Source organism: Lysinibacillus sp. KCTC 33748 (assembly GCF_002237755.1).
Taxonomy (GTDB): domain Bacteria; phylum Bacillota; class Bacilli; order Bacillales_A; family Planococcaceae; genus Lysinibacillus.
In genome coordinates this window covers 98,249-121,229 of the sequence record NZ_MWSJ01000006.1, presented here as the reverse complement: position 1 = coordinate 121,229, position 22,981 = coordinate 98,249, and the positions used below count along the sequence as shown (strand labels likewise).

17 protein-coding genes and 1 riboswitch are annotated in these 22,981 nt (G+C 36.2%); all 17 genes read right to left on the bottom strand.

Going from position 1 to position 22,981, the window contains the following annotated elements:
* Positions 1-14: 14 nt before the first annotated feature.
* The 17 genes from B1B04_RS10810 to B1B04_RS10730 all read right to left on the bottom strand — a co-directional run bounded on the left by B1B04_RS10810 (position 15) and on the right by B1B04_RS10730 (position 22,879).
* A complete protein-coding gene (locus B1B04_RS10810) occupies positions 15-1,766 on the bottom strand; it encodes a polysaccharide deacetylase family protein (RefSeq protein WP_079561477.1) in 1,752 nt (583 codons plus the stop codon).
* Entirely contained in the window at positions 1,763-3,625 is a 1,863-nt protein-coding gene (locus B1B04_RS10805) for a glycosyltransferase family 2 protein (RefSeq protein ID WP_079561476.1), read from the bottom strand. The genes B1B04_RS10810 and B1B04_RS10805 overlap by 4 nt, the downstream gene beginning before the upstream one ends.
* Before the next feature lie 5 nt (positions 3,626-3,630).
* Positions 3,631-5,067 carry a polysaccharide deacetylase family protein gene (locus B1B04_RS10800; RefSeq protein WP_240518272.1) on the bottom strand — a complete coding sequence of 479 codons (1,437 nt, stop codon included), beginning with the start codon at positions 5,065-5,067 and terminating at the stop codon, positions 3,631-3,633.
* A 10-nt stretch (positions 5,068-5,077) separates the two neighbouring features.
* A complete protein-coding gene (locus B1B04_RS10795) occupies positions 5,078-6,403 on the bottom strand; it encodes a nucleotide sugar dehydrogenase (RefSeq protein WP_079561474.1) in 1,326 nt (441 codons plus the stop codon).
* Between the two features lie 694 nt (positions 6,404-7,097).
* Positions 7,098-8,261 (bottom strand): dicarboxylate/amino acid:cation symporter, encoded by a 1,164-nt coding sequence (locus B1B04_RS10790; protein WP_079561473.1) that lies wholly within the window; start codon positions 8,259-8,261, stop codon positions 7,098-7,100.
* Between the two features lie 373 nt (positions 8,262-8,634).
* Positions 8,635-11,811 (bottom strand): hypothetical protein, encoded by a 3,177-nt coding sequence (locus tag B1B04_RS10785; protein WP_079561472.1) that lies wholly within the window; start codon positions 11,809-11,811, stop codon positions 8,635-8,637.
* On the bottom strand, positions 11,808-13,232 hold the full coding sequence (locus tag B1B04_RS10780) for a glycosyltransferase family 2 protein (RefSeq protein ID WP_079561471.1): 1,425 nt from the start codon (positions 13,230-13,232) through the stop codon (positions 11,808-11,810). Before B1B04_RS10780 ends, B1B04_RS10785 begins: the two co-directional genes overlap by 4 nt.
* Positions 13,229-14,275, bottom strand: a complete 1,047-nt coding sequence (locus B1B04_RS10775; protein ID WP_079561470.1) for a HEAT repeat domain-containing protein — start codon at positions 14,273-14,275, stop codon at positions 13,229-13,231. Before B1B04_RS10775 ends, B1B04_RS10780 begins: the two co-directional genes overlap by 4 nt.
* Positions 14,272-15,156 carry a response regulator gene (locus B1B04_RS10770; RefSeq protein WP_079561469.1) on the bottom strand — a complete coding sequence of 295 codons (885 nt, stop codon included), beginning with the start codon at positions 15,154-15,156 and terminating at the stop codon, positions 14,272-14,274. Before B1B04_RS10770 ends, B1B04_RS10775 begins: the two co-directional genes overlap by 4 nt.
* Before the next feature lie 433 nt (positions 15,157-15,589).
* The gene (locus B1B04_RS10765; RefSeq protein ID WP_079561468.1) at positions 15,590-16,447 is read right to left on the bottom strand and encodes a MetQ/NlpA family ABC transporter substrate-binding protein; all 858 of its coding nucleotides are present in this window, start codon (positions 16,445-16,447) and stop codon (positions 15,590-15,592) included.
* 96 nt (positions 16,448-16,543) lie between these two features.
* On the bottom strand, positions 16,544-17,212 hold the full coding sequence (locus B1B04_RS10760; RefSeq protein WP_079561467.1) for a methionine ABC transporter permease: 669 nt from the start codon (positions 17,210-17,212) through the stop codon (positions 16,544-16,546).
* Positions 17,202-18,230, bottom strand: a complete 1,029-nt coding sequence (locus B1B04_RS10755) for a methionine ABC transporter ATP-binding protein (RefSeq protein WP_079561466.1) — start codon at positions 18,228-18,230, stop codon at positions 17,202-17,204. Before B1B04_RS10755 ends, B1B04_RS10760 begins: the two co-directional genes overlap by 11 nt.
* Before the next feature lie 263 nt (positions 18,231-18,493).
* Positions 18,494-18,599, bottom strand: a riboswitch (SAM riboswitch).
* 62 nt (positions 18,600-18,661) lie between these two features.
* The gene (locus tag B1B04_RS10750) at positions 18,662-18,964 is read right to left on the bottom strand and encodes a thioredoxin family protein (RefSeq protein ID WP_079561465.1); all 303 of its coding nucleotides are present in this window, start codon (positions 18,962-18,964) and stop codon (positions 18,662-18,664) included.
* Positions 18,965-18,980: 16 nt separating this feature from the next.
* Entirely contained in the window at positions 18,981-19,322 is a 342-nt protein-coding gene (locus B1B04_RS10745; RefSeq protein WP_079561464.1) for a toprim domain-containing protein, read from the bottom strand.
* A 199-nt stretch (positions 19,323-19,521) separates the two neighbouring features.
* Positions 19,522-19,902, bottom strand: a complete 381-nt coding sequence (gene gcvH / locus B1B04_RS10740) for a glycine cleavage system protein GcvH (protein WP_079561463.1) — start codon at positions 19,900-19,902, stop codon at positions 19,522-19,524.
* A gap of 90 nt (positions 19,903-19,992) precedes the next feature.
* Complete coding sequence (locus tag B1B04_RS10735; protein ID WP_079561462.1) at positions 19,993-20,349, bottom strand: arsenate reductase family protein; 357 nt, start codon at positions 20,347-20,349, stop codon at positions 19,993-19,995.
* 745 nt (positions 20,350-21,094) lie between these two features.
* On the bottom strand, positions 21,095-22,879 hold the full coding sequence (locus tag B1B04_RS10730) for an acyl-CoA dehydrogenase family protein (RefSeq protein WP_079561461.1): 1,785 nt from the start codon (positions 22,877-22,879) through the stop codon (positions 21,095-21,097).
* Positions 22,880-22,981 lie beyond the last annotated feature (102 nt).

Sequence of the window (22,981 nt, the reverse complement as noted above, 5' to 3'; positions counted from 1 at the left end):
TAGTTCTCCCCGCTTTAGAAGGTTTCAATAAAGAAATCCACAACGCTATTAATGAAAGTCATTGTTTTGTGCTTTACTTTATCGAAGTTCGTGTATTGGTTAGTAAAAAGTGTACGATCGTTACTATCTGTAATCAAAATATCTTCGATGAATGTATCATAAATATCATCTGCATACTGTTCATGCGAAGTTTCTTTTGTGCTGAACATCGCACCAAATCCAATTTGTGATCCTTGAATATCAGGATTTACTTGTATTGTTTTGGATAATACCTTATCTACATCTATCATAATTTTATCCTTATTAACAGCAATGTTAAATTCTCTTGTTTTTGTTAGGTTTCGTGGATATTCTTCCTTATCAATTCTAGAGCCTTTTTGCGTATCCTGATAATTGTATACAGTAGCCTTATTAAATGCATACTCTTCTTCATTCCACTTTATTTCATTTAACGGGAAACGCCCCTTCTCAACAACGCTTGATTCTGGTGTTTTCTCAGAAACAACAATCTCATTATCGATTAAAGCTACCCGAATATAGCTATCATTTTTTTCATCATAGTTTAAATAAATAGATTGTTGTCCAACGACATTCCCTTTAAAGGCAAAGTTTATATTATATTGCTCTGGAAGTGTTTCCTTCAATATTACCCGACCTTCACTAGCAGGTGCAGATGTTATAGTAATCGCATTATTTTCATATTCTGCTGCACCATTCATGACAGACCATTCTTTTGCTCGTTTAGGATCTCCGACTTCAAATTCTACATTTTGCTTACTAGCTTGGCGGATTTTCATCATCAAGTGATTGGTAGACCAATAGGGCGAAACTTGCAATCTACTTAAGTTATAAAGATTAGCATCCGCATCATTATATGCCCCTAGCTCCAAATTGAAATGCATTTTAAATTTATCTTTAATTTCTTTATTATTCGCACGTTCAACTAACGAATCCATATTATTATAAAGTGAGTTGGAATGCATAATCGCATACGCTTTAGGAACTTCTCCTAATTCCTCCTCATAAATATCTTGCATTAGCTTGTAATCTTTTTGGATACGTTTTTCCATTTCCTGTCGCGTTTCACTTGGAATCATATATTGATTGCGAATGAAGTCCATTAAATAATGATTATAATATTCGATAGTCGTTTTATTCGGCACATTATTTTCATCTATTACACCTAACGACTGTCCTTTATTATTAAAAATATTAATATATGTTAGACGGTACCCATTAGAGCCCAACTCCCAATACCCACTTTTCTCCATGAGTAATAAGTCTTTCGGCTTTAAAAATTTGTTGTCCCGTGTATCCATTTTATTGGCGTACGTAAATATCGTAGCTTTATAGTTTAGATCCTCCATGATGTTTTGAGCAAATATACTAGAATCTGTCCGTCCATCTTCAAATGATAAAAACAAAGCTTTTTCTGGCAACGGTTTGTCTTTCTGATAAAAATCTAAAATATCTTGCTGAGTAATTGTTTGATAACCCTGACTTTCAAGTAATGCTAGTTGTTTTTTTAAATTCTCTTTAGATACGTATTTAGGAGACTCGCCTCTGCTCACGCCAAAATATGATAATGCGATGAAACCATCTTTATTTTCTAGAGGAACCGTTTCCTCTACCCTTTTTTCTGTTAAAAACACTACACGTATTAAAATGATCGCTAAAAATATAACGATAATCGCTTGAACAATGGATCGTATTATTTTCCTTCGGTTTTTTTTTGCTGGATTTAATACAACATTTTTTTCACTCATTTCTTCTCACCCATTTTTCTATTTAGAATCGAAAATCGGGATTTTCGCAATTTTTGTTTTTCCAATTTCTTTTCTTTGGCGATGACATCTTGAGGTGTTTCTCTCGTACCCCATGTTGATTTCCAAAATGTAACCCATGCAACAGGCATTTGCCACAGCAAAATAAATTCATAGAAAAGTACAAAGATAAAGCCAAATGTCCATAACTTACTTTTTCGAAAGAAAAGATGGGCCAAACTCATTAGCATTGCCATCAATAACAAGCCCATTAAAAACGTAGTTGGAAAAACGCCATGCATAATTGGCACATAAAGTAGATTGTAAACAACAACAATAGGGGCTGCTATCGGTACGATTAAACCGATGATGAAGAAAAGAAACATAAAAGGTTCCTTCTTCCACATAAATAAAAATGCTCGTAACGATTCGCGTAGCCAAGATCGTTTCCATCTCATTTGTTGAGATAAAAAGACTTTTGAATCTGATGGAACAATTGTAGAACATACGGCATTATCCTGATATCCCGTTCGATGTGTTTTTAAAATATAATTTGTCATACTACGGTCATCACCGAATGTTGCGGGTTGTCCAAGAAATTTTTGGTTTAACCATGCTGTTTCATTCTTTAAAATAAGCTCTTTTCGATAACACGCTAATGGACCAGATAAACAAGTTACTGTATCAAACCAAGACTCAGCAGCTTTCATTATCCGGAAGGCTATATAATAGCGAACGGTTTGCAATTTTGTCAGAGCATTTGTAAATTTATTTTCAACCTCTGTTCTTCCAGCCACACCGCCCATTTTAGGATCTTGGAAAGGCTGCACTATATTTCGAATAGCATGAGGTTCTAAAAAACTATCTGAATCTACGAAAACGACTAAATCGTGTTTGGCTAGATGCACTCCGGCCACTAGAGCCTCTCGTTTCCCCCCATTTTGAGGTAGCTTATGGAAGCTTAAACGATTCTTTGTTTTAAATCGCTCACCCTCACTATGAATAAGTTCAATCATTTCTTTAGCTTTTTCCTCAGTTCTATCTGTTGAATAGTCATCTACAACAATAACTTCTAATTTGTCTACAGGATAATACTGATTAATACAGCTTAAAATTGTTCTATGAATCCACTCTTCTTCGTTAAACACTGGAATAATAATAGAAACGCCCGGTTCAAATTTAGGATTTATCGGGACATTCCTATAGAAAATACCGAATAAATATCGACTTAAAAGAAATGTTGCAGCAATAATACTATATAGATATAGGAATTTATTGAATCTGAAATAAATAACACTTTCAGCCCTCATTAATACCACAATAAGAGAAACAATCAATAGAAATAAACTTGCCACAAAGATTGATAGTCCCCAACGTTTTTTAGTCATATAGTCATTTAAAGGCTGTAGAAATTCACATGCATAATAGCATCTAGTTTCACCATCTACTTCTTTCGTAAAATGGCGAACAACTTTCGCTTTTACCTTTACCTTAGATTCATAGCCCTCCGGCATCGCACCACCAGGTATAGTAAATTTCATCGTAATAATTTCATCTATTTCAAAATTATTAGGACTATTTGAAAATATAAGGATACCTGTAACCGAAATATCCTCCGCATAATGTTTGTCACTAACCTTTTGCTTTACTCTTTTAATTTGTACTTCAAAATTAGTTTCATAGCGTAAACTTAACAGCTGTAAACGATATATTTCATTGACATCTGTAGGATCGATTTCTTCCTTTTGATACGAAGCACCTCGTCGATTAACGAGATTTCGTACATTTTCTGGGTCAGGAATATTCGATAAAATTCGTCGATCAGAGCGCGGTATCGTTAAAATCTCTTTTTTCTTATTCATGATTATCAATTCACTTTCTTATTTGAATCTTCTTCAATCCAAGTCGACATTTTTGCAAAGCTATACCCATCTTTTTGCAGCTTTTCAATGATTACTGGTAAAGCCTCGACTGTTTTTGTACCATCTAAAATGTGCATAACAATTACTTTTCCTGGACCAATCCTACTCATCACACGATTATAAATATCTGAAACGGTATATTCTAAATTCCAATCGAATGATGCAATATCGTACATAGCAATGGATTTGATACCTGTTGCGGCAATAATTTTCGCTGATTCTTCATTAATAGCACCTTTATTAGGTCTGAAATACAATAAAGGTTCTTCCTGTAAGGCATATGTTAACGCCTTATGCGCCTTCACGACATCCTCTTGGAGTTCCTCCGGTGTCATTGTCGTTACATCAAGGTGATTGTAGGAGTGGCTTGCAACCTCATGGCCTTTCTCAACAATTAATCGCGCTAGTTGCGGTTCCTTTTCCACACCTTTGCCGATTAAAAAGAATGTAGAGTGAACGTTATACTTATCAAGAACATCTAAAATTTCTTTAAGTCTCTCCTCACTCGCCCAATCATCAAAGGTTAAAGCAACTTCCTTTTTAGAAGTATTTTTACGGTAGTACATATTTGGTTTTACATTTTCATAATCCAGATTCACTTTAATAGCGTCATAGCCTTCTATTGACTCTAAGGGTTTTGCTATATATTGCTCATCTAATACGTCCGTTAATGTAGAGAAAGCATATCCTTGTTCTTTCCCCAATTGAGACAATAGTGGTACAACATCAATAATCGCAGGATTAATGTATGTGTTTAAATGAATGACTGATCCACTGTTGATAAAACGATGAATATAATCCGTTATCTCTTCGGCACTTTGCATATTTCGATCTTTCGGATTTATGGAAGATGCTACGACTCCCTTCATATTGAGCGTTTTAGTTGCTAAACGCATATTGTCAGTTGAGTCACCAGAACGACTTCGAACGTATTTTGGTGTATAACCTAGATGCTCTTCAAAAACTTGATTCGTTAAATAGATCTCTTTATAGGTTTCTTCATAATTTAAATCGGTCATATCAGGAAACGTCAGCGTACCATTTTCTACTTCATGACCTTTTGCTAAAATGTCCTTCACTAACTCAGGATCTTGTGCCACTCGCGTTCCTTCTACAAAAAATGTTGCCTTCATGTTACATTGGTCTAATACCTTTAATAGCTTCAGCATTGTTTCATTGTCAGCAAGCCCATTAAAGGTTAATGCTATCCTCGGACTAAGAATGCTTGCGTGACTATAAATTTCACTCATCGTCCCATCATGTTCCTTTACCTCAATTGTTGAATCAACTGGTTGAACCTGATTAGTTTGAGCAGACGATTGACATCCTGTTAAAAATAAAATGAATAATAGACTACATATTTTCAGTCGACTCACATTCACAGAATCCCTCCTATAATTTGTAGTATTTTTCATTCTCGAATAAGTGATGGGTATTACGTGTATCAAAAACTAAAGCAGCGTGCTGATCAATTAATGAATAATCAATTGTTGTATGATTCGTTAAAATGACTACAGCATCTGCTTTTTGAATGATTTCTTTTGTAAGTGAAACTGTGTTTAACATGTAATTACCAGTTGTAAACGTTTCAATAAATGGATCAATAACATTTAGCCCACATTGCTTGTCCATTAATTCGTCAATGACACGTAATGCTGGTGATTCTCTAAAATCATTAATATTTGGCTTATAGGAAACTCCAATCACTACAATTTCCGCATCACTTATCTCTTTTCCTTGCGCATTTAAATAAGTTTCAAGTCTTGCAACTACAAAGCTTGGCATGGAATTATTAATTTTATCAGCGGTCTCAATTAAAGTTGCAGCAATACCATGTTGCTGGCCAGCCCATAATAAATATTTAGGGTCCACCGGGATACAATGACCACCTACTCCTGGGCCAGGTGTAAATGGCATAAAACCATAAGGCTTTGTCGAAGCCGCTTCAATAACTTCCCACACATCTATATCCATCTTATGACAAATCTGACTTAATTCATTGACAAGAGCAATATTAATTTGCCTAAATGTGTTTTCTAGTAACTTTTCCATTTCGGCAACCTTTGGACTTGTTACAGCAAATACATTTGTATTGATTACTGATTCATAAAAAAGCTTAGAAACTTCTAAACAAGATGTTGTTATTCCACCAACTACTTTAGGCGTGTTGGAAACTGAAAAATTAAAATTTCCAGGGTCGACACGTTCAGGTGAATAAGCTAAAAATAGATCTTGTCCAATAACAAAGTTACCATTTTCTAAGATTGGTTGAACTATTTCTTCTGTTGTTCCAGGGTAAGTTGTACTTTCAAGAATAACTAAAGTATTTGAGGATACGTTCTGTACGATTGCATTTGCTGCATCAACAATATACGAGATATTAGGTGTTCCATCTGAGGTTGTAGGTGTTGGTACACAAATAATAATAATATCTACTTGTGCAAGTTTAGAAAAATCATATGTCGGCTCAAAATTCTGTTCATTAACCGCTTTCTCTATGGCTGCATTAGACATATCAGCAATATAACTATCACCGCTTTTTATTTTAGTAACTTTTTCAATGTCTTTATCGAATCCAATTACTGCAAAGCCTTTATTGACGATTTCCAAGGCTAACGGGAGCCCCACATAACCAAGTCCAACAATTCCAATTGTTGCACTTCTTGTTTTGATTTTTTTTGATAAAGCTAATCCCCTTAGCTCAATTTTTATCCCCATAAACAAATTCCTCCTTTGTCTAAGTTATGATCGATTATGATTATGTCTCGGCAAAATTACGTCCAGAATCGATTTCTTGCTTAGGCCTGCATGTCGCTACAAAAACACTTGTAGCTGGCGTTTCACTTTCGCTACTAAAATTGCTGAAAGAAATTAAAAACCTAATTCAAAGACTATCTCTACAATCGTTATTTCTTTTACGATTCATTTTTTTGTAATGTTTTCCCTCATCGCATATCCAACAAAGTAACATTATCCTATAATTCAAAATGCACCTATCTAATACATATATAGTACTAAATAAAACTTAACATTTTCTATACAATTTCCTTTATAAATGAAAAAATAACTATTTTACCAATTACCAGTATCCCAAATAAACTCACACATCCTTTCTTTAGAACTATAATCCTTCGATATATCCCTACATAAACATGTAATTTTATTAAATTTCAGCAAGTAAAAACTTTAATTACTTATCACAAAAAAATTTTCTAGTCTTAAAAAATGTGTGCTACCTCATACTATTGAATCCGTAACGCTTTATCACCATTAGCTATTTATCTTGAAAAGTAGCACCCTCTAGTTAATCTTTAAGAGAACTCCAATATTATTTCGCGACCTAAGCAAAAAAAAATCGCCGTAGCAGGCAATTTTTTTCTTTAGTGATTCTATCCGTTCACTTTGATATTTATTAATTTGCTTGTTTGTTGAAACGGTCGACAATCATGGCTAATGCACCATCTCCCGTTACATTTGTAGCTGTACCAAAGCTGTCTTGTGCTATATACAGTGCGATCATTAGTGCAACCATTGTTTCGTCGAAGCCGAGCATTGTTTGCAGTAAGCCTATTGCTGCCATGACTCCTCCTCCTGGGACACCGGGTGCCGCAACCATTGTAATACCTAGCATAAATATAAAGCCGATATATTGCACAAAGCCTATATCCATACCGTTCATCATCATAACACCTAAAGAGCAAGTTACGATTGTAATTGTACTACCTGATAAATGAATAGTTGCAAACAGTGGGATTGTAAAATTCGTTACTTTTTCTGAAGCCCCTGTTTTTTGTGATTGTCGCAATGTAACCGGAATAGCCGCAGCTGAAGATTGTGTACCTAATGCTGTAAAATACGCAGGTAGCATTGTTCGAAGTAACTTAAGCGGATTTTTCTTATTTAAAGTTCCCGCAGTAGTGTATTGCACTAGCAATATTACCCAATGCATCGCAATTATTAGTACGAAGACAATTGCAAAGACAGATAAGATTTTTGCTACTTGACCTCCATATGTCATGTTCAAGAAAATCCCAAAAATATGGAATGGTAAAAGTGGAATAATGACAAATGCAATTACCTTTTCAATGATTACATTAAACTCTTCAAAACCACGTTTCATCACATCGCCTTTGATGACTGTCATACCAATCCCTACGATGAATGCAAAAATTAATGCTGACATCACACCCATTAATGGCGGCATTTCAACTTTAAAGAATGCCTGTGCTAAAAATTCCTCTGGGTTTTTCATACTTTCCATAGCACCATTTGATATGAAGTTAGGCAACACATTTCGCGCTACTAAAAAGGCGAACATGCCTGCAATGATTGTTGAGAAATAAGCAAAGAATGTTGCCAAGCCTAATAATTTTCCTGAGCCTTTCCCAAGCTGGGCAATGCCCGGTGCAATAAATGCAATAATAATAAGTGGTACTACAAAGTTTAAGAAATTACCGAATAAGCCATTAAATGTTGCAAATATACGTACAAATGGCTCCGGCATAAAACCTCCAAGTATTACCGCTAAAAAGATAGCGACAATAATTTTTGCCAATAGACCAAATTTAAACTTCACTATAATGTCCTCCTTAAAAAAACAACTGTCTTTCTCGAATGTATTAGTAGTAATTTAACATAAACAATCGTGAGAATATACAGTTCGGAGAATAGGCGGAATTGCAAAACTTTTCTTTATTTTCTATCGGACAATAAAAAAACTTAGAATAGGTAAATAATCACCTATCCTAAGCTCTTTGTAACTTCTTTCAGCAAAGATCTCCCACCTCTAAAGATGATGAGATGAATGTGGCTTTAAGCCCTTTTCAGCGGGTGTCCAAACATCAGCTGAAAGAAGTTAAAGCCTCCGGCGGATGTCTCGGAATCGTAAAGGAGTTCTTTGTGCAAGCACAAAGCTGATTCCGGACGCAATTATGCCGAGGCATAATTGATTAATCTTTAAATAATTTTTGTAAAATATAATATGATTGTTTTAAACGCTCTTCATACTTAGGTGTTTGCCATGGCTCCCAAGTATAAGGTGAGAGTTTCGGTAAGACTTGGCCATTTTTCTCAGGTAAAGATTTTACAACTTTGCCCTCTTTATCTACAAAGACCGCACCAATATAAATATTATCGACTTTCATCGAAGCTGTCTCTCCATCTTTATATAAATCTCCCATAAACTCACGCTGGCTTGGATCTCTAGTTTGGATTAGTAGCCAAGGAATTCGTAGCTCAATCACATGATCATCCGTCCACGTATAGTCTACTAACGAATTATAATCTTTTGCTTTTGGATTGGCATTCCCTTGAAGCAGCTTCCCTGTTTCATAATAACTAAAGTCGGTAGTTCTATCTTCCTCTGGTAAGTACAGTTGTTTATTTAACACATAATAAATCGGAGTAAACTTACCACTATTTTTTGTAGGAACTGCCATACGAGGTGGAATCAGATTTATATTATGACCGTAAAAATAATCATAGAAATCATAGTATTCATCTATGACAACTCGAGAGTCTCCACTTTTATTTAATTCCACAATAAAATCTACGCCATTTGAAAACGTCATATCTTTTATGGATGTAGCTGAAGTATTCCCTTGATTTGGTACTACATCAAGTAAAATACGAGGTGAGGCTTGTTCTAAAACATCACTTTTTAATTTGAGATACAAATATCTTTCATCATAATCGACAGCAAAATCTGTTGAGTCAGAAGGTGAGGTATTGTACATTTGTGTACCTTTCCATTCCTTTGTATCGCCGTCTACTTTTACTTTAGATCGATCAAAGCTTAGTACGCCAAATTGTTGTTCATTTGTTTGTGCATTAGACCAAAACGGTCGACGGTTTGGATCATCATAATCCATCGTATTCCACGTCCGCTTAAACCACTCGTCCTGCCAAGTAAAGACAAGACCTCCGAGCAAGCCTTCATGCATAATATCTTCATATAAATGTTGTAACGTTTCACCTTGCTGCTGTTCGGACATATGGCCCTGATTCCAGCCATAAACATTTTCATGTGTCATACCACGAGCTGCAGGTATTCCAAATTCCGCAACAAGAACAGGCATATTATGCGCCTCATGTAGTTCTTTTAAATATCCTGCATAACTATTTTTATTGCCCCGGAAATCTTTATAATTTAAATATTTTTGATCGTAGTTAAAGAAGTCAGGGTAATAAGGATAAACATGATAGGAAGCAAATTGACCTGGTGCCTGCATCTCACCTTTCGTATAGATGACATTTGGATTTACGCCTACCAAATCCTCATCCTCAGAAGGCTCAGATGGATGGTCTAATAAGTCGGTTGTTACCCAGTTTGTGAAACTCATTGGACGGATCCAATTATATTTATCCTTCTCGTAAACAGTAATTAGATCCATTTGCTCTGCTAACCAATGCTCAAATGGTGAAGCACTTTTCGTTTCAAAGTACTTTCCATTATATTCGCCTATATTAGCGTGTTTTTCATTCGTACCAACAACCATATGTGGATACCATTCGATTCCTAGCACCCAGCCTATTACATATTTTGAAACGTCCACATCATATAATCCTGAGGCATGCCCTGTTACTGGCTTCACATAAGTATTACCGTGGATAACGTCTACCATTCGTTTCATTTCAAGTTGAAAATCCTTTAGAGTAGCTTCATCATAGGCATCTAATGAATCAACCAAGCCTTCTTCGTTAATCCATACACCATGCAATACATACAGTGGTTTATCTGGATGTTCTTCATTGTATTTTGCAAGTGCCCGATAAAAACCTGGCGGGTGTAATGTATATACACGAATCGTATTGGCATTCATCTCAGCAATTTGACGGAACCATCGATAGTACTCTTCTTCTGTAATAGCAGCCTCACCAGGGAATGCTCCTGGTTTACCCATACCGATATTAACGCCCTTAAAGACTATCGGCTCCCATTTTCCATCTCGTAAAATTTCAAATGACTCGCCCTTAATACGTGCGTTGTAATTTAATTTGTCATGATTAACGTTTTCTTGAACTTCTTTTTGTTCAAACGTTTCAAAAATTTTATGCATGACCGGTATATAGATTGACCAATAAAATGAACTATCTGCATATTTCTCAGCATATTTATAAATGGTCGGTAATCCTTTTATTTTGTAAAGGGTTGGTACCTGGGACATATCGTTAAAGTCTCCTGCAAAATAATAGCTTGTCGTGTAGCGTTTATCCTGTGAAACGATTGCCGCAAATTGCTGTGGAATATCGTTGTCCTCTAATAGTTTTTCCCCTTCTTTTGTTAAGTCCCATTCATAATTAGCGAGAGCATCCTCTGCATATTTAGGTGTGATAATATCAAACCAATAGCCATATTCTGCATGAGCAGAGGTGTTGAAGAACTTTTTCCCTTCTTCAGTAAATTGCACTTGAATACCTTCTGTGTTAACATGCTTGTCCAACTCTAGCACAATGAGCTTTTCTGTAATTTCATTAAATAGAAGAAAGCCTCCGCCTTTGTATGGCCAATTATCACCATGTTCATCTATAACCCATTGTGGAATTTCTGTATTTTTATGATAATCAAGCTCATCAAAATATCGCCCAATCCATCCAGACCATGAAATTCCTAAATAATCCTGTAACTCTTTTCTAACTTCCACTGACGTTGGTGACGCAAATGTATTGTATTCAGCAATCAACATACTTTTCTTGTCGCTTGCTAAACGATCTACTATAGACTGCCATTCATCCATTTCCAAGCCGCCTACAATTTTTTCTGAACGTTTACCTAAGCGCTTTTTTTCATCTAAATCATCCTTATAAACCCCGTACGTATCAGCCAAATAAATAACATCATAATTACTATAGTCAGTCGGAAACTTTTTTTCCGACACTTTCTTCGTTTTATCATTCGGAAGCGTACCATAGTAATTTTTTTGTATATCATACGGATGCTCATCGATTGTGTATTTATAATGGTTTAAAAACCAGTTCACACCTAAATGCTCTCGATAAGTTTCATTCGGAACCGTTTTATCTAGAATCGCAACATTGAGTGGTTTTTCATCGCTGAAATACCACCATGCTATAGGTGTTATAATGAGAATTAGAACGACTATAATTCCTATATATATACGCTTCATACACTTTTCTCCTTTTCACCGATGCCGACACGCTTCATATTACCCCAATCGCTTCTTCTTAGCACAAACCGGAGCAATCCCTCACAGCGCCAAAAAAGAGTGAGTGGTCGATACCAGAAAATTTCAGTAAATGCTAAAAGTATCATGCGTAGTAGCTCTCTCGGTTTCGGATAAGTATTCAAAATCCATGCTTCGAATAATATAGAAGCTATTGAAAAAATCACCCCATAAATAACGAAAAGAAGTAACAGGATTATGGCTACTTCATAATAGATTTCCCCTAAGAAAAATGCCACTACGATATAAATATAACCACCTAGCTCAACTAGTGGTCCTAGGCATTCTACTAGCCAAAAGTATGGAAATGAAAGCATGCCTATTAAGCCATATTTAGGATTCAACGTCATCGTCTTATGCTTCCATAGGCTTTCAAATAATCCTTGATGCCAACGTCTACGCTGGTTTCGCAAAACCCCTAATGACTGAGGTGCTTCAGTCCAGCATACAGGATCTGGAACAAATTCTATACGTTTCTTTTCTTTTTTCTTTCTAATCAAACGGTGAATATTCACGACGAGCTCCATGTCTTCTCCAATAATATTCGTTGAATAACCGCCCGCTTCCACAGCCCATTCCTTCGAAAACACACTAAATGCTCCCGAAATAATAAGCACAAGATTGTATTTACTTAAAGCTATTCGCCCCATTAAAAAGGCTCTCGCATATTCTATTATTTGCATGATCACTAAGTAATTATTTGATAAGTGTGTTTCAGTAACGGAACCAAGCTGCATTTTTGCGCCATTGGCAATTCGGATATTTCCTCCTGCCGCAATCACTTCACCATCAGATAAAACAATCGGTTTCATCACACGAAGCAATGATTTTTCATCTAAGATTGAATCACCATCAATAGAGCAGAAATATGGATATTGAGATACATTAATACCAACATTTAATGCATCTGCCTTACCACCATTTTCTTTATCTACTAAAATACAATTTTTATAGATTTCAGATTCATAAATTTGTTTAACTTGTTTTGTAGGGATATGTGTACGAACAATTTTATCAACGGGCTTCATTCGGAAATGCTCGATTACGGTTTGTAGTGTAGAGTCAGTAGACCCGTCATTAATAATGATAATTTCCGTTTGTGGATATCGTAAATTCAACAATGAATAGACTGTGTCTACAACGCCAATCTCTTCATTGTAAGCAGGAACTAATAAGGATACTGGTTTTGAGTAAAAGGCATCTGTATGCGCATCATCATACTCTGAGGGGTCTAATTTATAGCGTTTTCGCATAACTAACATGGCTATAACAAACATGGCGCAATACGAAACAATAACGAACAACATATAAAATAGAATAAATCCACCAAAGAACCACATACAAAAATCTAAAAATACTTTCATTTGTTCCCTCGCTTTCTGACGATTGTTTCACGAGCCATGTCAATTGCATATGGGTCATTTGAGGATTCCATAAATTGCTGTAATTTCGCAATTCCATCTCTATTTTCAGCAATTGTTTTAGCAGCCTGTGAGCGAACCCACCAATTTTCATCTTGAAGAAGTTGTTCTAAATAAGCATAGGTATAGTTTAGAGGTACATGCTTAAAGATTTTCGCAACCATTAATCTTATTTCCCACATATCTGATGTCACAAATGGAACATAAGGATCGATTTCATCAATTACACCAATTTCATAAAGACCTTTTAATGCTCTTATTTGTATTTCTGGAACCTCATGCGTTAATAGCTGTTTTAACCGATCAATGTATTGTATATTTCTTTTTACAGCTGCAGTATCAATTGCAGCAAATTGGATATTTGTTGTCCAGCTATTAAAGTCTTCAAATAATCGAATAAATACGTCATCCTCTAACAAGACAAATACTCTTCTATATTCGCTTTCAGAATAATGAATGTTCGATTCTTTAATTTTTTCGATAAACAATTCTGGTTGGAAGAGAGAGTATATTTTTAACAGTTGAAAATATTCCTCCTCCGAAATTTTGGTTTTTCCGAATTGAAGACATGTCTCTAATAAATCCTCTATCTGTAAATCAGCAATATGATATAAAGCATTCATCCTAATGCTCCATCGTTTACTGGTCAAATCCTTTTCATAATACTTTTTTAAATAGAGATTAGAAAACTCTTTTATTTTGTGTTCAACTTTCTCATTGCTTATATTTTTCAAATAAGATGAAAAGATTATTTCTATAGCTGCTACTTGAGCTCTCTCTCGGGGTACAAGCACTATAGAGAAAATTTCATCATTGATTAAATAGTTGTACCATTGCTGTGAAGAGTTTTGTAAAAAAGTATCACGCACTTCTGCAAAACGAATCTCCCGCTTGCGCTGAACAAGTATATAGATCGTAAATAAAAATAGAACTGTTAATAAAATACCGCTGACCGTTAAAAGAAAAGGAATCGACAGCTTGATCATAGCCAAAACCTCGCAAAAGTCTTCTTAATTTTTGCTTCTAACAAACGTAAATTAAATGGTTTTACGATATATTCATCGACGCCACCTTCATAAGCATTCAGTGTTGCACCCTCTGAGTTTCGTTCTGACATCATATAAATGATGAACTTTTTCTCATTCGGCATTTCTCGCAAAACGTGCAAAATTTCTAAGCCATTTTTACGTGGTAAAATATCGTTCATCAAAACTAAATGCATATGGCCAGATTTATAGTTATCGGACTGTAAAAAATCATAGCCATCTTCATAGGTCGACACGTCAAAAGTATAATGAGGAATGTCTAAATTTTCGAGTGTCGTTTCTAGCACTTTTCTAAAGATTTCATTTTGTTCAATAATGCTAACCTTTACTTGCTCCGTCGGTTGTACACGATAATCTGTAACCTGTTCTACTGACCAAGTCGGCTGTTCTTCATCTGCTAGTTTGTGCTTATTTTTCTCTAACAATGTTTCAAAATCAACATTATTATTTCTTATTTCAGTAACGGAAGCTTTTAACGCTATTTGTTGAAATTCCCTTTCTTGCGTTAGAATTGCGAAAATCCGTTTTAAAAATGCTTTTACCTCTACTTCACTACTTTGCAGAAAAAATATCCCCCAATGCATGCCATCTGCTAGTTGGAAAAGTAAATCTGTTTTTCGTATTTTAGATTTTAAAAAAGCTGAAATTTGATGATTCACTTGATTACGTTCTATATCAGTTCCTTGTGAGGAATTCGCTACTTTAAAAAAGACTGCAGTCATTGTTAGACGCGAACGAATAACACTCTCACGCAAAATTTCAAAATAACCCTTCACCTCATGCTCCTGCATGATATCTTCCGCAACGATTAATTTATTCATTTGTGTTCACTCCAGTTGATGGAAGAAGCATTTTATTCTTCTTCGTTATTTTTCTATCATTCTTTTGATTTATAAACACAACAACTATAGTAATAAATATGACTAAACAATTTCTATACAAAATTTTTGGTAAATCGATCACTTTTAAAATATTATTATATTTTTGTTATAAACTACAGAATAATACCTCTCCTGACAAAAAGTTATATTTTTCTGATAAAAGACAGCCTTTTTATAATAAGAAGAAAGGGTATGTAATCTTTTAAATTACATACCCTTTCAAACTACAAAAAACACTATTTTATTCCAGCTTGTCGACTCATCCTGTCAGCGCCAAATCGGAGTAAAAATCAGCCTTTGTTTATTATTCAATTCTTTCGATAACAAGAAAAAGGGTATGTAAGTTTTATACTTACACACCCCTTTAAATAAATTATTTAACTGACACAACTGAGCCTTTCCATTCTTCAATAATGAAGTCTTGGATTTCTTTAGATTTTAATACTTCTATCAATTTTTTAATTTCTGGTTTTGTTTCATCACCAGCACGTACAGCTACAATATTTACATAAGGAGATTCTTTATCTTCAAGAGAAATTGCATCTTTCAATGGATTAATATTGTTATCGATTGCAAAGTTCGAGTTAATTAAAACTGCATCGCCTTCATTATTTTCATACATTTGTACAAGCATTTCTGGAGCTGTATTTGCATCGAATTTGAAGTTTTTAGGGTTTTCTGCGATATCTTTTATTTCTGCTGCTGTTTTATCAACGCCATCTTTTAATTTAATTAAGCCCTTAGCTTCTAACAATGAAAGCATACGACCGTGGTCTGAAACTGAGCTAGAAAGTAAAATTGTTGCACCTTTTGGTAGATCCTCAAGAGTTTTATATTTTTTAGAGTAAATTCCGATTGGTTCAATGTGAATGGCACCAGCATTTACAAAGTCGTAGCCATTTTCTTTCATGCTAAGCTCTAAGAAAGGTAGGTGTTGGAAATAGTTTGCATCAAGTTCACCTGATTCTAAATGTTGGTTTGGTAATACATAGTCTTGATACGTTTCAATTTTAAGATCGATACCTTCTTTAGCTAAAGCTGGCTTTGCTTTTTCCAAAATAACCGCATGAGGCGTATTAGAAGCACCTATTGTTAATGTTACATTTTCTTTATTGTCTGATTTATCACCAGATGATGCGTTTGAGTTTGTATCATCTTTTTTGCCAGCACCACAAGCAGCTAAGGCTAATACTAATACTGATAAAAATAATCCTGTTAAAAATTTCTTCATTTTATTGCACTCCCTTTTAACTAATTTAAAATATGTTAGCGGCATAAAACCGAAATAACTTTTTTGATGTTCGTAGCGAGATACGCTTTTTTCTTTTTAGCGTTTATCTGTTTTGGCTGTAATTAAGTCGCCAATCCATTGAATAATAAATACTACTATTAAGATTAATATAGTCGCCATTAAAGTTACATCTTGGCGATTACGTTGGAAACCATCTAAGAATGCTAAGTTTCCTAGACCGCCTGCACCGATAATACCTGCCATCGCAGTATAGCCAACAAGTGCTACAGCCGTTACAGTAAGACCAGAAATAAGCGCTGGGAACGATTCTGGAATTAAAACTTTCCAAATAATCGTTGACGTTTTAGCACCCATTGAACGAGCCGCTTCAATAACGCCTTTATCGATTTCACGCAATGAAATTAATACCATACGCGCATAAAATGGTGCAGCTCCGATAATTAGTGCCGGTAAAGCAGCATCTGCGCCACGAATTGTGCCGAGTAAAAATTTCGTAAATGGAATTAATAAAATAATCAAAACGATAAATGGAATCGAACGGAAAATATTAACGATTGAGCCTGTTAAAAAGTTCACCAGTTTATTGGCCCATAGTTGGTTTGGACTTGATAAAAACAATAAGATCCCAATTACTAATCCAAGTATAAATGTGATCACCGTAGAGATTGTTGTCATATACAACGTTTCATACGTAGCTTCCCACATTTTTTCCCAGTCGACATTCGGAAAGAAATTAGTTAGCATTGGCAATCACCTCCGTTTGTACTTCGACTGTATGCAAGTAGCTAAGTGCAGCTGCAACATTCGACTCTGTGCCTTCAATTTGTACAATAAGTGTACCGTACGCACCATTTTTTGTTTGCGAAATATTACCATGTACTATACTTACTTCTACATCACACTGTTTTACAAGATGTGAGATGACAGGCTGCTCTGTTTTTTCTCCTACAAATATTAGCTTTACAAGTTGTCCATTAGGGTAATTTGCTTTAATTTGTGCCACAGTTTCCTGTGTCTCCTTCGTATCTGTAATTTGAGAAACGAATTTTTTTGTAATGTCCGCTTGTGGCGCTTGGAATACTTGTAATACTTCACCACGTTCTACAATTTCTCCAGCTTCCATAACCGCTACACGGTGGCAAATTTTACGAATAACATGCATTTCATGTGTGATTAACACGATCGTTAAACCTAGTCGTTCATTAATATCGACAAGTAAATCTAGGATAGCATCTGTTGTCTCCGGATCGAGTGCGGATGTTGCCTCATCACATAACAATACTTCTGGATTATTAGCAAGTGCACGAGCGATGCCTACACGTTGCTTTTGTCCCCCCGATAATTGTGATGGATACGCTTTAGCACGTCCGTCTAAGCCAACTAGTGTGATCAATTCTTTCACACGTGCCTCACGTTTTGCCTTTGGAACACCTGCGATTTCTAGTGGGAAAGCAATGTTTTCCGCAACAGTTCGAGACCAAAGTAAATTGAAATGTTGGAAAATCATACTGACCTTTTGTCTAGCATCTCTAAGCTTTTGCCCCTTTATGGATGAAAATTCTTGATTGTTAACCGTTACCGTACCAGATGTAGGCTTTTCTAAACCGTTTAACAAACGAATCATTGTACTTTTACCAGCGCCACTATAGCCGATAATGCCATAAATTTCACCTTTATCGATAGAAAGGTTGACGTCTTTAACTGCTGTTAATTCGCCATTCGAGGTCTTGTATTTCTTCGTAATATTTTGAAGCTGAATCATAGCGAATTCTCCTTTTCTTATATCAATTGTGCCTCGGCATAATTGCGTCTGGAATCGGCTTTGTGCTGGCACAAAGAAATCCTTTTCGATTCCATGACATCCGCCGGAGGCTCTAGGCCAACATGACGTTGGTCACTCAGTCGTTGCCACAGGATGTGGCGTTCTTAGACTGAGTTCCTCTATTTCAGCGGCTGAAAGAAGTAAAAAACCCCTTCAACTATAGACAAGTAGAAGGGGTCACGTAACTTATACGTTGAACCGTTCTCTCATCTTTCAAAGATAAAATCTTTGGGTGATTTGGCACCTTTTCACTTTTGTGATGGTTGCCGGGCTTCATAGGGCACTTCCCTCAGCCGCTCTTTATAAGAGTTCGATATATTTATATTTTTTAGTATATTCGTACTTTACCACGTGAGTAAAGTCCAGTCAATTTATTTTTTTAACAATTCGTATAAATACGGTACGGATTGAAAGGCATAAACCTTCTCCGTCACTTTTCCGCCTTCACATACAAGTAAACACGGTACACTTTCAATTTTATTTTCATAAGCGATTTGCTCAATAAAGTTAATATTCGCTTTACCAATCTGTAGCTGTGGCAGCAATTGTTCAACAACCGACATCATTTTCGATGCAACTACACACGTTCCACACATTGGTGTATATAAATAAAAAGCAGCCTTTTCACCAGACTGGATAGCCACGTCCCACTGCTCTTTTGACCATTCTTCCATCTTTTTTCACGCAACCTTACAAAATATATTCATTATGGATTGAGAAATGTGCACGAAGCAAAATCGCCGCTAACACCTTTCTCGGAGTTGTCTCTACTTCCTTATATGTTGGCATTGTACGTAAATGCTCGGCCTCTGGATAATGTCTGTCCATTAATGCTCGTAGCTTATCACCCGATGTATCTGCATCAAAAAATGTATAAAGCTCACAGCCTTCATATGGATCAAGTAACTCTTCTAATTGATGCACACCAATTGTACCATTCGTGCAAAGTATTTTAACATGTTCATTTAAAATAGGTTCAATTTGAAGCTTATCCGAACGGCCTTCGACAATTAAGCATTTCCCCTCGAACATAACGCCACCCCCGTTTAGACATATCCCTTATCATTATTATATCAATAAATCTTGTCATTGATACTGTTAGACACCTATTGTTAAGGGAATATACTGGCATTCACCCTCATCCACTATGATGGCAGAATGGATGAAGATAATAAAAAACGTCGGTAGTTTCCGACGTTTTTCTATTACAGGCTTGTCTTATAAGCTTGTCTTATTCTGCAATCATTTCATCGTATTGCTCAGCTGTCATAAGCTTTTCAACTTCTGATGCATCAGCAGGCTCTACAACGATCATCCATGCTTTTTCATATGGTGATTCATTAACGAATTCTGGGCTATCTTCTAAATCTGCATTTACTTCAACTACTGTACCTGAGATTGGTGCATATAATTCAGAAACTGTTTTTACAGATTCTACGCTACCAAATGGATCATCTGTTTTGATTTCGTCGCCAACTTGTGGAAGTTCAACGAAAACGATATCTCCAAGTTCAGATTGTGCGAAATGAGAAATACCGATACGTACTTTTCCATCTTCTACTTTAACCCATTCGTGCTCTTCAGAGTAACGTAAGTCTTTAGGTGTGTTCATGCAAAAACCCCTCCATAAATATGTAATATATTCACTTTCAGTGTGCCATACTTCTTTCATAAAAACAAGATTAAAAGCGATTAAAAGCGGTTATTTCCAAGCTTGCTCAAAATCTGATTCTTTAAACCCTAACGTAACTTTTTTCCCATCAGTTACGATTGGACGTTTAATTAACATACCATCTGAAGCAAGCAGTTCAAGTTGCTCCACTTCAGTCATTTCAGCAAGCTTATCTTTCAAGCCAAGCTCGCGATATTTCATACCAGAAGTATTAAAAAATTTCTTTAAAGGTAGTCCACTTACTTGCCATAAGTTTGATAGTTCATCCTTTGTTGGCGGTTGTTCGACAATGTGTACATCTTCATATGAAACTCCATTGTCATTTAGCCATTTTTGTGCTTTTTTACAAGTAGTACATTTCGGATATTGAATAAATTGAATCGTCATTTAAAGGCTCCTCTACTATCATTTTTAGGAACTACATTTTCAGTGTATCCCTCATTTTCTGTAGTATACCATCATAACCGTTACGAACCAAAATGAAACAATTATTAACTTATTCCTTCCATATCGTGGGGTTGATTTCCGTTACGGCTGGGCGCTTTGCCGCTGACGCTTCGCTTTCGCGCAGAGCTTCCTGGGAGCGTCCGATGAGCCGCTTCGCTGCAGGGTCTCATCTGTGACGCTGATCCCCAAGGAGTCGCCCAGCCTCCACTCCAATCAACCAATTCATATAGCGTGTGTTTCTTGCATATTTATCCGATTTAATGTAATAAAACCAAGCTTTAGCTACCGGTGTTTTTTCGTGCGAAAGCGAAGTGTTATCGTAGCAGAATCAACAACAGATGTACAATCGCCCTTACTATTCTGATTGATTATGATGTGTAGCCTTAGCGTTCTCATTTGCCATTCATAAAATTTATTAAAGTTCTACGATATTGTTGATTGGAGTGGAAGGCTACTCGACTCCCGTGGGAAAGTGAGACAGGCGAGATCCTGGACTGAGCCGAGCGAAGGAAGCGGCTCGACGCTCGCCCACAGGAAGCCTTGCTCTGTGCGAAAGCGTAGAAGCAGCAACAAAGCGAGTAGCCTGGAACGGAAATCACCCCCTCATTTTAAGAGCTATACTTTTACTTCCAACAAAAAAACCTAGCTATCGCAACTCTGTGGATAGCTAGGGTTTTTTTGCATATTAAACTACAAATTTTTCTGCTTCAATTAATTTAACAGAAGCTTCGCGTTTCTTCGCGATTAAATTGTATGGGTTGTTGCGAGTTAATTTACGTAGTGCAGACAATGTCATGCGTGCAGCGTCGCCGTCTGCTGAAGCAAGAATCGTATCTTTTGCTTCTTTTTCAATTTCTGCAAATGCTTCTTGGCAGAAGATTTGAGTGTACAGTAATTTTTGATGAGCTTTTTCAGCACCGTCACGAGCAATCGCCTTTTCAGTACGCAATACAGCAGATTCCATAGCGAATAGTTGGTTTGCGATATTGGCAATCTTCACTAATACTTCTTGCTCTTGATCAAGCTTCGCCCCGAAGCGTTGTGCTGCTAAACCTGATGCTAATACAGCAATTTTCTTCGCATTTTTCACAAGGTATTTTTCCTGTGCTAATGGCTCTGTGCCTACATCTTCAGGCATTAGCATAAGAAGCTCTTGTTGTAAATTTTGAGCAACTTGTAGCAACGGTAATTCACCTTTTATTGCCTTTTTCATAAATGTACCTGGTACAATCATGCGGTTAATTTCATTTGTACCTTCAAAAATACGATTAATACGAGAATCACGATAAATGCGCTCTACTTCGTATTCAGCCATAAAGCCGTAACCACCGTGTAATTGAACCGCTTCATCCGCAATGTAATCTAAAGTCTCAGAACCAAATACTTTAGCAATAGAACATTCAATAGCATACTCAGCAATTGCACTAGCAATCACTTTCCCTTGTTTTTGCTCATCTGGGCTTAGCTGACTTAAGCGGTCCTCAAATAAACCTACTGTACGATAGTTTAATGACTCAGACGCATACAATTGTGATGCCATTGTCGATAATTTTTCTTTTGTTAGATTGAAATCAGACAGCTTCGTTTTAAACTGCTGACGTTGGTTTGTATATTGAATCGCAAGCTCTAATGCACGTTTCGAGCCACCGATTGTTCCAACCCCTAATTTATAGCGACCGATATTTAAAATATTAAAGGCAATAACGTGTCCGCGACCTACTTCACCTAAAAGGTTTTCTACAGGTACTTCTGCATCTTCAAGGATTAAAGTACGTGTTGATGAAGATTTGATTCCCATTTTTTTCTCTTCTGCGCCAACTGAAACGCCATTGAAGGCACGTTCTACGATAAATGCCGAGAATTTATCGCCATCGATTTTTGCATAGACAACAAATACATCTGCAAAGCCTGCATTTGTAATCCATTGCTTTTCACCATTTAAAATATAGTGTGTTCCTGCATCGTTTAACTTCGCAGTCGTTTTTGCACCTAATGCATCAGAACCTGAACCTGGTTCTGTTAATGCGTAAGCAGCGATTAATTCACCTGAAGCAAGCTTTGGTAAATACGTCTTCTTTTGATCTTCATTTCCGAATAGGACGATTGGTAAAGAACCAATACCTACGTGTGCTCCATGTGTAATAGAGAAACCGCCAGCAACAGACATTTTTTCTGCGATTAATGCAGAAGAAACTTTGTCTAATCCTAGCCCTTCATATTCTTCAGGTACATCCGCGCTTAGTAAGCCGAGTTCACCTGCGCTTTTTAGTAGACGAACCGAATGCTCAAATTCATGGTTTTCTAAATTTTCAACGACTGGTAACACTTCATTTGCTACATACTCTTCTGTAGTTTTAGCAATCATTTTATGCTCATCTGTGAAATCTTCTGGTGTAAACACACGATCTAATTCCACATCTTCAATAATAAATCCGCCGCCTTTAATGAAATCCGTTGTTTTTTCTGTCATTCTAAATTCCTCCCTATATATCTATTTTTAATAGTTTTTATCCCCAATATATAGAAAAGCTTGAAGTACTACGTTCGGAGGCAACCGAAAACGGTGCACTCC

Coding starts and splice junctions, on each gene's coding strand:
- B1B04_RS10810 (WP_079561477.1), bottom strand. CDS start 1,766: ATGAGTGAAAAAAATGTTGTATTAAATCCAGCAAAAAAAAACCGAAGG.
- B1B04_RS10805 (WP_079561476.1), bottom strand. CDS start 3,625: ATGAATAAGAAAAAAGAGATTTTAACGATACCGCGCTCTGATCGACGA.
- B1B04_RS10795 (WP_079561474.1), bottom strand. CDS start 6,403: ATGGGGATAAAAATTGAGCTAAGGGGATTAGCTTTATCAAAAAAAATC.
- B1B04_RS10785 (WP_079561472.1), bottom strand. CDS start 11,811: ATGAAGCGTATATATATAGGAATTATAGTCGTTCTAATTCTCATTATA.
- B1B04_RS10780 (WP_079561471.1), bottom strand. CDS start 13,232: ATGAAAGTATTTTTAGATTTTTGTATGTGGTTCTTTGGTGGATTTATT.
- B1B04_RS10775 (WP_079561470.1), bottom strand. CDS start 14,275: ATGATCAAGCTGTCGATTCCTTTTCTTTTAACGGTCAGCGGTATTTTA.
- B1B04_RS10770 (WP_079561469.1), bottom strand. CDS start 15,156: ATGAATAAATTAATCGTTGCGGAAGATATCATGCAGGAGCATGAGGTG.
- B1B04_RS10765 (WP_079561468.1), bottom strand. CDS start 16,447: ATGAAGAAATTTTTAACAGGATTATTTTTATCAGTATTAGTATTAGCC.
- B1B04_RS10760 (WP_079561467.1), bottom strand. CDS start 17,212: ATGCTAACTAATTTCTTTCCGAATGTCGACTGGGAAAAAATGTGGGAA.
- B1B04_RS10755 (WP_079561466.1), bottom strand. CDS start 18,230: ATGATTCAGCTTCAAAATATTACGAAGAAATACAAGACCTCGAATGGC.
- B1B04_RS10750 (WP_079561465.1), bottom strand. CDS start 18,964: ATGGAAGAATGGTCAAAAGAGCAGTGGGACGTGGCTATCCAGTCTGGT.
- B1B04_RS10745 (WP_079561464.1), bottom strand. CDS start 19,322: ATGTTCGAGGGGAAATGCTTAATTGTCGAAGGCCGTTCGGATAAGCTT.
- gcvH (WP_079561463.1), bottom strand. CDS start 19,902: ATGAACACACCTAAAGACTTACGTTACTCTGAAGAGCACGAATGGGTT.
- B1B04_RS10735 (WP_079561462.1), bottom strand. CDS start 20,349: ATGACGATTCAATTTATTCAATATCCGAAATGTACTACTTGTAAAAAA.
- B1B04_RS10730 (WP_079561461.1), bottom strand. CDS start 22,879: ATGACAGAAAAAACAACGGATTTCATTAAAGGCGGCGGATTTATTATT.